The 14,471-nt window shown below is 57.6% G+C and carries 12 protein-coding genes; 8 read left to right on the top strand and 4 right to left on the bottom strand.

Annotated elements, in window-relative coordinates; genetic code table 11:
• Positions 1-109 precede the first annotated feature (109 nt).
• From M8006_RS01825 to aroQ, 3 genes are all read left to right on the top strand, one after another.
• Positions 110-1,669, top strand: coding sequence for a BCCT family transporter (locus tag M8006_RS01825; protein WP_250079438.1), 1,560 nt, complete (start codon positions 110-112; stop codon positions 1,667-1,669).
• A 240-nt stretch (positions 1,670-1,909) separates the two neighbouring features.
• Positions 1,910-2,998 (top strand): HsdM family class I SAM-dependent methyltransferase, encoded by a 1,089-nt coding sequence (locus M8006_RS01820; protein ID WP_347709731.1) that lies wholly within the window; start codon positions 1,910-1,912, stop codon positions 2,996-2,998.
• A gap of 125 nt (positions 2,999-3,123) precedes the next feature.
• Positions 3,124-3,564 carry a type II 3-dehydroquinate dehydratase gene (aroQ, locus tag M8006_RS01815; RefSeq protein ID WP_250079436.1) on the top strand — a complete coding sequence of 147 codons (441 nt, stop codon included), beginning with the start codon at positions 3,124-3,126 and terminating at the stop codon, positions 3,562-3,564.
• Positions 3,565-3,640: 76 nt separating this feature from the next.
• Here aroQ and M8006_RS01810 read toward each other — a convergent pair whose 3' ends face one another.
• From M8006_RS01810 to hemC, 4 genes are read right to left on the bottom strand one after another with little or no spacing between them, the layout of a single operon-like run.
• Positions 3,641-4,921 (bottom strand): heme biosynthesis HemY N-terminal domain-containing protein, encoded by a 1,281-nt coding sequence (locus M8006_RS01810; RefSeq protein ID WP_250079434.1) that lies wholly within the window; start codon positions 4,919-4,921, stop codon positions 3,641-3,643.
• Positions 4,918-6,273: a uroporphyrinogen-III C-methyltransferase gene (locus M8006_RS01805; protein ID WP_250079433.1), complete on the bottom strand. Its 1,356-nt coding sequence runs from the start codon at positions 6,271-6,273 to the stop codon at positions 4,918-4,920. The genes M8006_RS01810 and M8006_RS01805 overlap by 4 nt, the downstream gene beginning before the upstream one ends.
• A 16-nt stretch (positions 6,274-6,289) precedes the next feature.
• Complete coding sequence (locus M8006_RS01800) at positions 6,290-7,066, bottom strand: uroporphyrinogen-III synthase (RefSeq protein ID WP_250079431.1); 777 nt, start codon at positions 7,064-7,066, stop codon at positions 6,290-6,292.
• Entirely contained in the window at positions 7,063-8,004 is a 942-nt protein-coding gene (gene hemC / locus M8006_RS01795; protein WP_250079430.1) for a hydroxymethylbilane synthase, read from the bottom strand. The genes M8006_RS01800 and hemC overlap by 4 nt, the downstream gene beginning before the upstream one ends.
• A 155-nt stretch (positions 8,005-8,159) precedes the next feature.
• Here hemC and M8006_RS01790 point away from each other — a divergent pair, with 155 nt between their 5' ends.
• From M8006_RS01790 to dapF, 5 genes are all read left to right on the top strand, one after another.
• Positions 8,160-10,670 carry an EAL domain-containing protein gene (locus tag M8006_RS01790; protein WP_250079428.1) on the top strand — a complete coding sequence of 837 codons (2,511 nt, stop codon included), beginning with the start codon at positions 8,160-8,162 and terminating at the stop codon, positions 10,668-10,670.
• A gap of 103 nt (positions 10,671-10,773) precedes the next feature.
• Positions 10,774-12,177: an argininosuccinate lyase gene (gene argH / locus M8006_RS01785; RefSeq protein WP_250079425.1), complete on the top strand. Its 1,404-nt coding sequence runs from the start codon at positions 10,774-10,776 to the stop codon at positions 12,175-12,177.
• The gene (gene lptM / locus M8006_RS01780; RefSeq protein WP_250079423.1) at positions 12,174-12,299 is read left to right on the top strand and encodes an LPS translocon maturation chaperone LptM; all 126 of its coding nucleotides are present in this window, start codon (positions 12,174-12,176) and stop codon (positions 12,297-12,299) included. Before argH ends, lptM begins: the two co-directional genes overlap by 4 nt.
• Positions 12,300-13,589 carry a diaminopimelate decarboxylase gene (gene lysA, locus M8006_RS01775; RefSeq protein WP_250079420.1) on the top strand — a complete coding sequence of 430 codons (1,290 nt, stop codon included), beginning with the start codon at positions 12,300-12,302 and terminating at the stop codon, positions 13,587-13,589.
• On the top strand, positions 13,589-14,422 hold the full coding sequence (dapF, locus tag M8006_RS01770) for a diaminopimelate epimerase (protein ID WP_250079418.1): 834 nt from the start codon (positions 13,589-13,591) through the stop codon (positions 14,420-14,422). Before lysA ends, dapF begins: the two co-directional genes overlap by 1 nt.
• Positions 14,423-14,471 lie beyond the last annotated feature (49 nt).

Raw genomic sequence — 14,471 nt, 5'->3', positions numbered from 1 at the left:
TCTATGAATGGCGCTTTTTTTTACGCCGTATTATCGGAAACGTCTCCTCGACAACTGTCTTCAACAACTGTCTTCAACAACATTCCCCTAACGCTTAATGGTGTATTCAATGCCTCAATCCCCTCAACGAACGTCCCCGCCTCGAGGGCTTCACGCCTTGGGCGACCCCATCGTGCTGATCTTGAGTATCGGCTTTATTGCAGCATTCATACTGCTGTCGCTGTTCGACATCAACCTGGTGGCTGACAGCATCAGCACCGGTTTTGCCTGGACGGCCATCACCCTGGGTACGTATTTTCAATTATTGCTGCTGGCTACCTTTTTCGTCGCTATCGGCCTTGCCATGACGCCAGCGGCAAAAGCCAAAATCGGCAACTTAGACGCGCCCGAAATGAGCACGTTTAAGTGGGTATCGATTATTTTGTGCACCTTGCTTGCCGGCGGCGGCGTGTTTTTCGCCGCAGGCGAGCCGGTGTATCACTTCGTGGTCACCCCGCCCGCCTTTGATACCGAAGCCGGTACCGAAGCGGCCGTTTCCGGCGCATTGGCGCAATCGTTTATGCACTGGGGCTTTTTGGCCTGGGCGGTGCTCGGGTCGCTCACCGCCGTGGTACTGGCGCATGCGCACTACGTGAAAGGCCAGCCACTGCAGCCGCGCACGCTGCTTTACCCGGTTTTGGGCCAGCGTCTGATGCAAGGCCCGCTGGGCGGGGTGGTGGATGCCTGCTGCGTGATTGCACTAGTGGCAGGCACCGTTGGCCCGATTGGCTTTTTGGCCACGCAGGTAAGTTTCGGTTTGCACGAATTGTTTGGCTTACCGCAGGGCTACCCGATGCAGCTGGCGATCCTGGCTCTGCTCGGCGCCGTCTACGTGGCATCCTCCATGAGCGGCGTGCATCGCGGCATTCAAATGCTAAGCCGCTTTAACGTCTTTTTGGCGCTGGCGATTGGCGCGGTGATTTTCCTGTTCGGGCCGACGCTGTTTTTGATTAATAGCTACGCCTCGGGCATGGGCGCTTACGTGAGCGAGTTTTTCACCATGGCCACCATGACCGCGGAAACCGCCCCGGCGTGGTGGATGCAGTGGTGGACGGTGTTCTTCTTTGCCTGGTTCATCGGCTATGCGCCGCTAATGGCAATTTTTGTCGCACGGATTTCACGCGGTCGCAGCGTCCGCGAAATGATTCTCGCCGTCGCGATTCTGGCCCCCATCGCCACTAGCGTCTGGTTTACGCTGTTAGGCGGCTCGGGCATTTACTACCAGCTAACCGGTGCGATTGATCTCACCGAGGCGCTGAACAACTTCCAGTTTGATGTCGCCACGCTAACGGTCGCCCAAGCGCTACCGGGTGGCACCTTGATGGCCATGGCGATTTTATTGCTGACCACGATTTTCGTCGCCACCACAGGTGATTCCATGAGTTACGCCATCGCCATGGTCGGCGCCGGGCACGACAACCCCAACCCGCTGATTCGCGCGTTTTGGGGCATTGCCATGGCGCTGATGGCGGCGATCCTGCTCTACATGGGCGCGGGGCAAATTAGCGCGCTCCAGCAATTTATCGTGATCACCGCCATTCCGGTGTCGTTGATTATTCTGCCATCGCTATGGAAAGGGCCGCAGGCCGCGTATGCCATGGCACGCGAGCAGGGCATCATCGAGAAGTAACCCCCTCAGGGGCAGCGGCGGCGCATTAAGCCATCGGTGACAAAAGCACGCAAAAGCGCCACCGGCACAAAGCCGATGGCGCTTTTGATATTTTACGAAGCCCTCCCCTTGAACCCGCCTCATTCATCGCGGCGGTGGTAGTGCCATTATTTAGCGCTTTACGTCTGCATGGTGGATGCGTTGAGGCTATTTAACGTCTTACCGACGCGATGATGATGCGAAAGAGTTTTTTAAGGGGATATCTACGAAGGCCTGCTGGAGCGCAATGCCGAAGACACCAAATCGGGCGCGGGCCAGTATTTCACTCCTCGTGCGCTAATTCGCGCGATGGTTGAGTGTGTGCGCCCTGAGCCAGGTAAAACCATCGCCGACCCCGCATGTGGCACGGGTGGTTTTTTTCTGGCGGCTCATGACTTTCTGACGGACTCAAAAAATTACGCCCTGGACAAGGATCAAAAAAGCTTCCTCAAACATTCGACCTTTTTCGGTAACGAGATCGTCGCGGGCACGCGAAGACTCTGCTTGATGAACATGTTCCTGCATGGGATCGGTGAAATTACCGGCGAAACGCGGGTGTCTTCTGCCGACGCACTGATATCGCCGTCTGATGAAACTTTTGATTACGTGCTGGCCAACCCGCCTTTCGGCAAGAAAAGCTCGATGAGCTTCACCAATGCTGAAGGGGAGCAAGAAGCCGAGGAATTGACGTACAACCGGCAGGATTTTTGGGCGACCACGTCGAACAAGCAGCTTAATTTTGTGCAGCATATTAGGACGATGCTGAAGACGACCGGACGAGCGGCCGTGGTGGTGCCGGATAACGTGCTGTTTGAAGGTGGCGCTGGCGAAACGATCCGCCGCAAGCTGTTGCAGACCACAGATCTTCACACCATTTTGCGTTTACCCACCGGTATCTTCTATGCGCAGGGTGTCAAGGCTAACGTTCTTTTCTTCGATAACCGCCCCGCCAGCCCCGACCCACAAACGTCTACGGTCTGGTACTACGATTACCGAACTAACGTGCATCACACGTTGAAACAAAAACCGCTGACCTACGCTCATTTAGAGGATTTTATTGCTTGCTATAACGCTCGCAATCGCCATGAGCGCACACCTACTTGGAGCGAAGAAACGCCAGACGGTCGTTGGCGGGCCTTTGATAGAGAAGAGCTGCTTGCGCGAGATAAAGCGAGCCTGGATATCTTCTGGCTCCGCGATGCCTCAATGACGGATCTGGAAAACTTACCCGAGCCTGAGATGTTGGCAGAAGAGATTATGGAAAACCTCAGCTCAGCGCTAGCGAGCTTTGAGGCTGTCAGCGAACAATAACGCTTGCAGGCTCAAGGCATTACCCACGAGCTGCCAGATATGCATTCCGCGTATGAAGTGGATCTGGTTGACGTCACCAGGTCCGCTTTTTTGTATGATGGCGCAACGTTAAAGGAGCGCTATCGATGCAACAAAAAATCTTGGTACTACACGGGCCAAATCTTAACCTTTTGGGCACGCGGCAGCCGGAAATCTACGGCGATGAAACGTTGCAGGATGTGAATCACGCGCTGCACGAACAAGCCCTGCTCGCCGGTTGGGAGCTGGTTTACCGTCAAAGCAATCACGAAGGTGAGCTCATTGATGCCATCCATGCCGCGCGTGAGGACGGTACCTGCGCGATTATCATCAACCCCGCTGCCTATACCCACACGTCTGTGGCTATTTTGGATGCGCTTAACGCCTTTGATGGCAGGGTGATCGAGGTGCATATCTCCAACGTTCATCAGCGCGAAGCGTTTCGCCACCATTCGTATGTGTCATTACGCGCCGACGGGGTGATCGCAGGCTTGGGAACGCAGGGTTACCACGCCGCGCTGGAGGCAATTATGCGTGCGACGAATTAAAAAAAGCGGGTGCCCGGGGCACCCGCTATGCGCGTTGGTGAAGCGCGCGTTAACGACGTCGTCGGTGGGATAAGCGCTAAGCGCTTTTTTTCGCGTCGCTTTTCATCGCCTTTTTGCTGGAAGCATCGCCGTCTGAGGCACTGCTATTGCTAGGCTGCGGTAGCGAGGGCAGCGATTTCGCCAGCATTTCCACGCTGTGGCGGTAGTAGAGTTGGCTCTTGTTATGCTCACCTAAGCTTGCGTATAGGCGTGCCAATTCCGCGCAGACCACACCGTTGGGGCGCTGGCGCTGGCTGGCTTCAAAGTACTCTTGTGCTTTGCTCCACTGGCCGGTGCGTAGCGAGAGACGTCCGCAGGCCAGTAAAAGCTCAGGGTCATTGGGGCGTTCTTGCAGCCACTGTTCGGCTTTGGCTAGTTGGCGCCGCGCATCGACATTGAGCAGGCCGTAGCGTTTCACTAACCGCGCATCCCAGTGGTGGTCGAGTGAGTGGCTCAGCAGGCGCTCGGCAATTGGCTCTTCGTTCGCCTGCACCAGCGCTTCGGTGTAGAGCACAATCAGCTCGGTATTGGCGCGCAGGTAGTCGGGCATGTCGGCCCAGAGGCTACGCACACGCTCAACGTCGCCGGGGTTTTTGCTTTCAAACACAATAAGTTCACGGTAGGCGCGGTATTCAAGCTGCTCACGCTCGGTGGGCGAGATGAGCTTTTGCGCCGCAAGACGCGGCACCAACCGGCGCAAGCCGTCCCAATCGTTGACGCTTAAATGCACCTGCTTGAGTAGCTTGAGCACTTGGGGGTGATTGGTCAGCTTTTTGTCTAGGCGGTTAAGAATCGCCAAGGCGTCTTCCGGCTGTTGGCGGTCGATCATCAGCTGCGCCTGCATCAAGCCGATGGCGGTGTCAGCGCCTTCAGTGGTGAGCTGCGCTTGGTTCAAGTGCTCTTGCGATGTTTCGTAGTGCCCTTGGTAGTGTGCGGCAAGGGCGGCGGAGAGGTAGTTGACCAGCGGTGTGCTGGAATCATCCGCTGCGCGTACGAGGGTTTTCTCAGCTTTTTTCCAGCGACCGTCGGTCAACGCGACAAGCCCACGAACGGTGCGTTTCATGGCGCGGCGGTTGCGGGCGCGGCTATTCCAGGTGCGAAAGCGGCCGACCGGGCGAATAATGCCGCCCAAAAGGCGCAGCGCAAAGTGCAAAACGATAAACGCACCGAGCAGCAGTACCAAGCCAAACCAGAACGAGGTTTGCACGGAGGTGTCGCCTACCCGTATCAGCCAGTAGCCGGGCACGGACATCATCAGGTGCCCGAAAAAGGCACCGACGGCCAGCCCGACGATGATAAGGAGAACAAGCTTTCTCATGCCTCACCTCCGCTTGCGTTGCGCGACTCATAGCGGTTGTCGATGAACTCGCTAAGCGCTTGCTGAGAGCCACTGATATCGGGAAGTTCCGGCGTTACCTGAGTCTGCTTGAGCGCTTCTAGGCGCTCGATAACGCTCTGAGTGTCGCTGCGCGACGTGTCGTAGTAACCATCAAGAAGCGTCAGTGCTTTATCGAGGCTAGCTTCAAACAGGGCTTGTTCCTCTTTGAGCAGGGCCAGCTGCGATTGCTCAAGGATTAAGCGCAGGCTTTGACGTAGGTACGACTCTTGCTCCGGCGTGATCAGTGCCTCAAGCGCTTCGTCGTGCTCACGAATGACGACCAGTTCTTTGAGCTCTTCGCCAAAGCGTGCCAGCTGGCGCTGGAACGTGCCGGTAGGCGGCTCTTCCATCGTAGATGTCACCGGCTCAGCGTCGACGACTTCTTGGTCTAAACGTAGCGAGGCGATGCGCTCTTGCTGCGCATTTAACGCTAGGTAAATACCGGTGCGGTCAACGCGCGGCACGGCATCGAGCGCGGCCAGTTCACTGGCAATTTCACGGCGTACCGGGGTGAGCGCCGGGTTGTCGGCATCGGCTAAGCGCTCGTCGGCGGTCTGAAGAAGCGCGGCGGAACCTTCGACATCGCGTTCAAGCTGCAAGCGCTGATTGGCTAGGCGCAACAGATAGGCCGCTTCGGCGTGCAGCCACTCGCGCTCGTCGGTATCTTGCTCTTGGGAAAGCTGGCTAAGCACGTTATCCAATGTGCCGTTGACCTCAGAGCGATAGTTGGCAAAGTCGTTACGCAGCTCGCTAACGGTATTATCAAGCGTTTGGCTACGTTGCGCTTCGGCACTTTCAAGGCGCGATTCGAGTTCGCTAAGTGCCTCTTGCGAAGCGCTGTTACTGGCCTGCTGGGAGATATCATCGAGACGCTGCTGCTGGTTCTCCAAGCGTTGCCAACCTTGCCAAGCGAGCCACGCCAGGGCAATCGCTAGGAGAATCACCAGGATGATCGCCACGACGCCGCCTTTGCCGCCGCCGGTGGTTTTATTGGCCGATGCTTGGCCTGATCCACCACCGCTTGCAGGAGCGGCTTTCGTGGTGGGTTTGGCGGTGGCGTTTTTGTCGCTAGCGCTGCGCTGCGCTTTATTATCCGCTTCCTTGCCATCGGGTTTATTACCGGAAGGGCGCGCGTTTTGCGTATTTGAGCCCGCGCTATTGGCGCTGGTTTTGGCCGTATTGGCATTTGCCGTATTGCCGCCGTGCTTAGCGCCACCGGCTTTCGGTTGACTGTTAGACGACGCAGCGGATGCCTTCTGCGTATCGTCTTGATCGTTTGGTTGCTTGCTCATCTGTCGCTAGCCCTTGTTAAGTTCCTTGATCGACATCGGTCCCCGGCGGGTTGCAGGCCTGAGCCAACGCGGCTGTCAGCGCAGCCGGTGTTGCTCCCGATGCCACCGTAGGGGCTCGAAAGCCCAGTGTTTCAGCCAGTGTAGCCAAACGGCGACTGGAAACGATTAGCGGTTGGTTCAAGGCTGCCTGATCGCACCATTTTGCCAGATGTTGCAGCTGTTCGCCGCTGGTAACAATCAACGCCTGATAATTCCCCTGGGTGAGCCGCTTTTTTCCGCTTGTATCAGGCGGTGCGTAGACGCGGCGGTAGACGCTTGCACGGGTGACGTTGGCGCCACGTGCGCTGAGTGTATCGGCCAGCAACGTACGCCCGCCTTCTCCGGCGACGATTAACACGTTTTGCTGGTCAACGCGCTGTAGCGATGGCAGCGCGAGTAGAGCCTCGCTGGTATCGTCGCTACCGTTTGTCGGTACGTGGACCCGCACGCCTAGTGTCGCGTGAAGCACTTGCGCCGTGGCGTTGCCGACAGTGTAGTAGTCAATGCCGATGGGCAGTTGAGGCCAGTAGCGGTCAAGCGCGGCACTTAAGCACTCAGCGGCGAAGGGGCTGACGACGATCACTTTTGGGTACTGATCCATATCTAGCCACAGGCTGCGTAACGCCGGGTCTTCAGGCAGCGCTTCTAGCTGCATCACGGTAAGCGGCTCTACAGCGAAGCCGCGCTGCTCAAGCGCGTTGGCGAGTACGGCGCCGCGCGCGCCGGGGCGAGTGATCAGTACCGGTAGCATCATTGGCTGCCGTAAACCTCAGCAAGAATATCGCCTGCGCCAAGGTCGAGTAGCTCATCTGCCACACGCATGCCCAGCGCTTCCGGCTCGTGCATAGAGCCTTTGCCTTCGGCGCGCAGTACCTCCGTGCCTTCTGGGTTGCCGACCAAACCGCGCAGCCACAGGGTTTCACTTGCTTTGTCCAGCACGGCATGGCCGCCGATGGGCACCTGGCAGCCGCCTTCGAGGCGCGTATTCATCGCTCGTTCGGCGCGCACGCGGGTGGCGGTGTCGGCATCATCAAGCGGGGCGAGCAATGCGGTCAGCTCCGGGTCGTGTAGGCGGCACTCAATGCCCAGCGCCCCTTGGCCGCACGCGGGCAGGCAAATTTCCGGCGGTAGCGCTTGCGCAATACGTTCTTCAAGCCCTAAGCGCTTAAGCCCGGAGGTAGCCAGAATAATGGCGTCGAAGTCGCCAGCGTCGAGCTTGCCCAAGCGGGTCTGAACGTTGCCACGCAGGTTAAGGATCTCAAGGTCGGGGCGCGCCTCGCGCAGTTGTAGGCCGCGGCGTAGGCTTGCGGTGCCGACACGTGAACCTTCGGGCAACTCATCGACACTTTTATAATGGTTGGAGACAAACGCATCGGTGGGGTCGGCGCCTTCGAGGATCACCGAAAGGCCTAGCCCCTCGGGGAAGTGCATTGGCACGTCTTTCATTGAATGCACGGCAATATCGGCGCGACCATCGAGCATGGCTTCTTCAAGCTCTTTGACAAACAGCGCTTTGCCGCCGATTTTAGAAAGTGGTGTGTCGAGAATCTTGTCGCCTTTAGTAGAAAGGGCGATCAGCTCGACCTCAAGCTCAGGGTTAGCGGTGATTAAACGGTGGCGTACATGTTCGGCTTGCCACATGGCCAGTTGGCTTTTACGCGTGGCGATACGCAGCTTTGTGATGGACTGCACGTTATATTCTCCCTTGGCCGCTATCACGGCCCGATAAACTGTGTTGGTTCTCATCATAAAGCACCCGACCACACAGTAAAAATAAGCGCTATAAAAACATCGTTGACCGGCGTTTTAGTCCTCTCCGCTAGACGACACAAGTTTAATAGGAGGCAATGATGGTTCAAGCTCCAACGCCGGGGCAGTTAGCACAATTTTTCACCCTGTCCCATGACCTTTTCTGCTGCGTAGACCTAGACCTAGACCTAGACGGCACCTTTTTGCAGGTCAACCGTGCCTTTTTGGCCTTGCTTGAGTTCAGCGAGGACGCGGTACTCGGGCGCCCTTATACGCTCGTGGTTAGCGAAGAACATCAGCCGTTGGTCGCCAATGTGCTTACTCGGCTGGCACAAGGCGACGTAGTAGATATGTTTGAACTACAAATCGTCAGCGCTTCACACCAGCGTCACTGGGTAGAAATCAGTGCCTCGCTAGGCGCGGACCGCGTCATTTGTTTCGTCGCACGCCACATTAGCGAGCGCAAAAGGCTTGAGGCGCAACTTAAGTTGCTTGAGCGCGGCATAGAATCGAGTGTCAACGGCATTTCGGTTGCGGATGCCGGGCAGCCCGATTTGCCGATTGTGTACGTTAATGCGGCCTTTGAGCGTATTACCGGCTACTCCCGCGAAGAGGCGATAGGGCGCAACTGCCGTTTTCTGCAGGGGAACGATACCGACCCTCAAGCTGTCAGGGTGTTGCGTGAGGGCATCGCGGCCGAGTGTGGCGTGCACGTGACGCTGCGCAACTACCGCTGCAATGGTGCGCTGTTTTGGAATGATCTCTACGTTTCCCCAGTGCGCGACGAGAGTGGCGTGGTAACGCACTATATTGGCGTGCAAAACGATATTTCCGAGCAGCGCGAATATCAAGCGCAAATCGCCTACAACGCTAGCCACGACGCGCTCACAGGGCTGCCGAATCGCGTCTTGCTGGCGCAGCGCATCACGGAGGGTTGCCAAATTGCCCAGCGTCATCAGCGTTATTTGGCGGTGCTATTTATTGATTTGGATGAATTCAAACCGATTAACGACACCCTAGGGCATGAGGTGGGCGATTTTATTCTGATCGAAGTCGCCAAGCGTCTGAAGGCCGTTTTGCGTCCTTGGGATACCGTGGCCCGTTTTGATGGTGATGAATTTATCGCGGTGCTGCCGGACCTCGCCAATGAGGGCGATGCGCTTTACGTCGTTGAACGGATTCTGCAACGGCTAGCGTCCGCGTATTGGCATAATGGCAGTGAGATGCGCATCACCGCGAGTATCGGGATTGCCACGAGCGACGGTAAAACCGACCAACCGAAGGCGCTCATCCAACAGGCGGATTTGGCGATGTACAAAGCCAAACGCCAAGGACGCAACACTTATCAGTGGTTCACCGAGGCGCTTAACCAAAAAGTCAGTGCCCGTGTGGCGTTACGTAGCGCCTTGCAGCAGGCCATTGAACAGGAAGAGTTTGAACTGTATTACCAGCCGCAAATCCATAGCCCCAGTGGCCGTGTGGTCGGCGTGGAGGCGCTCCTGCGCTGGCGTCATCCGGTGCGTGGCTATATCCCGCCCGTAGAATTTATCAGCCTGGCCGAAGACACCGGCCAGATCATCCCGATCAGCGAGTGGGTGTTGGCGACGGCCTGTCGCGATGGGCAAAAGCTCACTACGTTGGGCTTTAGCCGCACCACGATGGCGGTGAATATTTCTCCCATGCAGTTTCAGCGCCCCGGTTTCCTTGAGTCGGTTGAACACACCTTGGAAGCCAGTGCGTTGGACCCGACGCTTTTAGAGCTTGAACTCACTGAAGGCGTGCTAATGGAAAGTGCCGAGCGAGCGATTGGTGCGCTGGATTCGCTGCGTAAGCTCGGTGTGCGTATCGCCATGGACGATTTTGGCACCGGTTTCTCTAGCCTGAGTTATTTAAAGCGTTTGCCGATCAACAAGATCAAGATTGACCGCTCCTTTGTGCAAGATGTGATCAGCGACCATCGCGACGCTGCGATCATTGAAGGTGTGGTCACCATGGCGGCCAAAATGGAGCTGGACGTGCTGGTAGAAGGCGTGGAAACGTCCGCCCAGCACGCCTTCTTACGCAAGCAGCTATGCGACACCTTTCAGGGGTTTTACTTTGCCCGGCCCATGCCGTTTGACGATTTGGTCCGCTTCATGCGCGAGCAGCACTCGACGCTACCAAGCGCAGCGGGTGTTGAGGGCGAAGAGGTGCGCACGTTGCTGTTGCTTGATGACGAGCCCAATATCCTGCGCGCGCTCACCCGTGTGCTGCGGCGTGATGGCTACCGGATTATCGCCGTTGAGCAGGCCAGCGACGCGTTTGAACACATGGCGATGAACGACGTGGATGTCATTATCAGCGACCAGCGTATGCCCGAAATGAGCGGCACGGCGTTTTTGCACCGAGTGAAAGAGCTTTACCCCGATACGGTGCAGTTGATTCTTTCCGGCTACACCAACCTGCAAACCGTAACCGATGCAGTGAATCAGGGCGGTGTGTATAAGTTCATTACTAAGCCGTGGGACGACGATGAGCTGCGCGCGATTGTGCAAGAGGCGTTCCGCCATGCCGAGCGGGAGCGGCTGCGCCATGGGCAAAAAAGACGTCGTTCGGCCGCAGAGCACTAAAGCACGGCAGGGCAAAATCGCAAATCGCCATGCCGCTTGATAGGGCGACTCTGGTACACTTTGACCAGCGATTTTTTTAATGTTTACGCAGGATACCGTTGTCATGAGTCAAGCTACCAACCAGTCCTGGGGCGGCCGCTTCAGCGAACCCACCGATGCCTTTGTCGAGCGTTTTACCGCCTCGGTCGGCTTTGACCAGCGCTTGGCGGCGCAAGATATTCAGGGTTCAATCGCTCACGCTACCATGCTGGCGCGGGTGGGCGTGTTGACCGATGACGAGCGCGAGTCAATCGTGACCGGCCTCAACGAGATCCGCGACGAAATTGAACGCGGTGAATTTCAGTGGACGGTACCGCTGGAAGACGTGCACATGAATATTGAAGCGCGGCTGACCGACAAAATCGGCATTACCGGTAAAAAGCTACATACCGGCCGCTCACGCAACGATCAAGTGGCAACCGATATTCGCCTGTTTATGCGCGATGCCATCGATGCCACCGAAGTTGAGCTGATTCGCCTACGCGAAGGCATGGTTGAGCTTGCCGACCGCGAAGCCGATACCATTATGCCGGGTTTTACCCACCTACAGACGGCGCAGCCGGTGACGTTTGGTCACCACTTGTTGGCCTGGCAGGAGATGCTCGCCCGTAACCACGAGCGTCTGCTCGATTGCCGCAAGCGCGTCAACGTCATGCCGCTGGGCGCCGCTGCGTTGGCGGGGACGACCTACCCGATTGATCGCCACGTCACCGCCGAGCTTTTAGGTTTTGAGCGCCCGGCCGAGAACTCGCTGGATGCGGTGTCGGATCGCGATTTCGCCATCGAGTTTGTCAGCTTCGCCAGCATTTTGCTCATGCATATGTCGCGTATGAGCGAAGAGCTGGTGCTGTGGACCAGCGCACAGTTTGACTTCATCGACCTGCCGGATCGTTTTTGCACCGGCTCCTCGATCATGCCGCAGAAGAAAAACCCCGATGTGCCCGAGTTAGTGCGGGGAAAAACCGGCCGCGTTTACGGTCACCTGATGGGGCTTTTGACGCTGATGAAATCGCAGCCGCTGGCCTACAACAAAGATAACCAGGAAGACAAAGAGCCGCTATTTGACGCCGTGGACACCGTGGGCGATTGCCTTAAAGCCTTTGCTGATATGGTGCCAGCTATCGAACCGAAAAAGGTCAATATGTTCGAAGCGGCACGCAAGGGCTTCTCTACCGCGACCGATCTCGCTGACTACTTAGTGCGCAAAGGCGTGGCCTTCCGCGACGCTCACGAGATTGTCGGTGAATCGGTGGCTTACGGCTTAAAAGAAGAGAAAGACCTCTCCCAGATGTCGCTCGACGAGCTGCGCCAGTTCTCTCAGGCGATCGAAAGCGATGTCTTCGAGGTGCTAACGCTTGAGGGCTCTGTGGCGGCGCGTAATCACATTGGCGGCACCGCGCCGGACCAGGTCCGCGCCGCCGCGCAACGGGCACGCGAAGCGCTCGCCGTGCTTAAGGATCAGGCATGAGCGTTAAGGGTCTGTTATTCGGCGTCGCCGTGATACTGCTGCTGGCAGGGTGCGGCCAAAAAGGGCCGCTTTACCTGCCCGATGATGCCGCCAATGCGAATGCCGCCGAGCAGGAGGGGTAAATGGATCACTTTAACTACCGCGACGGCGTGCTCTACGCCGAAGACGTGCCGCTATCGCGTATTGCCGCCGAGCACGGTACGCCCTGCTACGTTTACTCCAAGGCGACGCTTGCGCGTCATTTTCGCGCCTACACCGAGGCGCTGGGTAGCCAGTCGCATTTGATTTGCTACGCCGTAAAGGCGAATTCCAACCTTGCCGTGCTGGGGCTTTTGGCCAAGCTCGGCGCGGGTTTCGATATTGTCTCGGTCGGCGAGCTTGAGCGCGTGCTAGTGGCGGGCGGCGATCCGACGAAGGTCGTGTTCTCCGGGGTGGCCAAGCAGGCAAGCGAGATGGCCCGGGCGCTAGAGGTCGGCATCAAGTGCTTTAACGTCGAATCGCGCCCCGAACTTGAGCGCTTAAATGCCGTGGCCGGTGAGCTAGGCAAAACCGCGCCGGTGTCGCTACGCGTCAACCCGGATGTGGATGCCGGTTCTCACCCGTATATTTCCACCGGGCTTAAGGACAACAAGTTCGGCATTCCGGTGGATGAAGCGCTGGCGGTTTACGAGCTCGCGGCAAGCCTTTCGCATGTCAGCGTGGTGGGGTTGGATTGCCATATTGGCTCGCAGCTGACCGAAACGGCGCCGTTTCTGGATGCCCTGGAGCGCCTGCTGATACTGATGGAGCGCTTGCACGAGCGTGGTATCGAGATCGAGCACCTTGATCTCGGGGGCGGTCTTGGCGTGCCCTATCGCGATGAAAAACCGCCTCAGCCGTTTGACTACGCCAGCCAGTTGCTCTCGCGCTTGTCCCGTTGGAAAGGCGGTAAAAAGCTCATCTTGCTGTTTGAACCGGGTCGTTCGATTGCCGCCAATGCGGGCGTTATGCTCACTCGCGTGGAGTTCTTAAAGCCGGGCGAAAGCAAAAACTTCGCCATCGTCGATGCGGGGATGAACGATTTGATTCGCCCCTCGCTTTATCAGGCGTGGCAGGCGATTGTCCCCGTGGATACCCGCAACGCACGCGAGAAAGCCGTCTACGACGTGGTCGGCCCGGTGTGCGAAACCGGCGACTTCTTAGGCAAAGAGCGCGAATTGGCGATTGCCGAAAATGATTTGCTCGCCGTGCGCTCAGCTGGCGCCTACGGCTTTGTCATGGCCTCGAACTACAACAGCCGCCCGCGCCCGGCGGAGCTGATGGTCGATGGCGATGCCTGTTATGTCGTGCGTCGCCGCGAGAGCATAGAAAGCCTGTGGGCTGGCGAAGCGCTGCTGCCCGCTAGCGCCTTGGGCCAGGCAGAGGAGCGATAATGCTGCTGCACTTCACCAAAATGCACGGCCTGGGGAATGACTTTGTGATGGTGGATCTCGTCACTCAGCGTGCGCGCCTGACCGATGCCCATGTCCGTGAGCTTTCCGACCGCCGCTTTGGTATCGGCTTTGATCAATTGCTAGTGGTGGAGCCGCCCCGCGACCCGGATATGGATTTTCGCTACCGTATCTTCAATGCCGATGGCAGCGAGGTAGAGAACTGCGGTAACGGCGCGCGCTGCTTTGCCCGGTTTGTGCGCGACCAGCGCTTGACCCATAAAAACGAAATCCATGTCGAAACCGGCGGTGGCCCGTTGGTGCTCACGATTCAGCACGACGGTCAGGTGCGTGTTGACATGGGCCGCCCACGGTTCACGCCGTCTGCGCTGCCGTTTGACGCCCCTGGCGATAAGCCCTTACATGAGTTGGACGTTGACGGTGAAGCCCTTAACGTCAGCGTGGTCTCGATGGGCAATCCTCACGCGGTGCTAGCAGTCGAGAACGTCGATAGCGCGCCGGTGGCACGTTTGGGGCCTGCGATTGAAGCGCACCCGCGCTTTCCCCACAAAGTGAATGTTGGCTTTATGCAGGTCGTTTCTCCCAGCGAGATTCGCCTTCGCGTATTCGAACGCGGTAGCGGCGAAACGTTGGCGTGCGGCACCGGTGCCTGTGCCGCGGTGGCTAGCGGCATCCGCCAGGGGCTGTTAAAAAGCCCGGTTAACGTCCATCTGCCTGGCGGCGAGCTTTCCATCGAATGGCCCGATCCAGAAGCCTCGCTCATCATGGTTGGTCCCGCCACGCGCGTATTTGACGGCCGCGTCGCACTGAATTAAGCGTACTGAAGTAAGCACACGGAATGAATCGTACTGATGAGAAAACCCT

Origin of the sequence: Halomonas llamarensis, assembly GCF_023555005.1 — a bacterium.
In the GTDB taxonomy this organism is placed as follows: Bacteria; Pseudomonadota; Gammaproteobacteria; order Pseudomonadales; family Halomonadaceae; genus Vreelandella; species Vreelandella llamarensis.
The sequence above is the reverse complement of the archived record's forward strand: the minus strand, read 5'-3'. Positions and strand labels throughout refer to the sequence as shown.

Excerpts from the sequence above, each read along its gene's own strand:
- argH (WP_250079425.1), top strand. The coding sequence starts at position 10,774 with ATGAGTCAAGCTACCAACCAGTCCTGGGGCGGCCGCTTCAGCGAACCC.
- M8006_RS01805 (WP_250079433.1), bottom strand. The coding sequence starts at position 6,273 with ATGAGCAAGCAACCAAACGATCAAGACGATACGCAGAAGGCATCCGCT.
- dapF (WP_250079418.1), top strand. The coding sequence starts at position 13,589 with ATGCTGCTGCACTTCACCAAAATGCACGGCCTGGGGAATGACTTTGTG.
- M8006_RS01810 (WP_250079434.1), bottom strand. The coding sequence starts at position 4,921 with ATGAGAAAGCTTGTTCTCCTTATCATCGTCGGGCTGGCCGTCGGTGCC.
- lptM (WP_250079423.1), top strand. The coding sequence starts at position 12,174 with ATGAGCGTTAAGGGTCTGTTATTCGGCGTCGCCGTGATACTGCTGCTG.
- M8006_RS01790 (WP_250079428.1), top strand. The coding sequence starts at position 8,160 with ATGATGGTTCAAGCTCCAACGCCGGGGCAGTTAGCACAATTTTTCACC.
- lysA (WP_250079420.1), top strand. The coding sequence starts at position 12,300 with ATGGATCACTTTAACTACCGCGACGGCGTGCTCTACGCCGAAGACGTG.
- aroQ (WP_250079436.1), top strand. The coding sequence starts at position 3,124 with ATGCAACAAAAAATCTTGGTACTACACGGGCCAAATCTTAACCTTTTG.
- M8006_RS01800 (WP_250079431.1), bottom strand. The coding sequence starts at position 7,066 with ATGATGCTACCGGTACTGATCACTCGCCCCGGCGCGCGCGGCGCCGTA.
- M8006_RS01825 (WP_250079438.1), top strand. The coding sequence starts at position 110 with ATGCCTCAATCCCCTCAACGAACGTCCCCGCCTCGAGGGCTTCACGCC.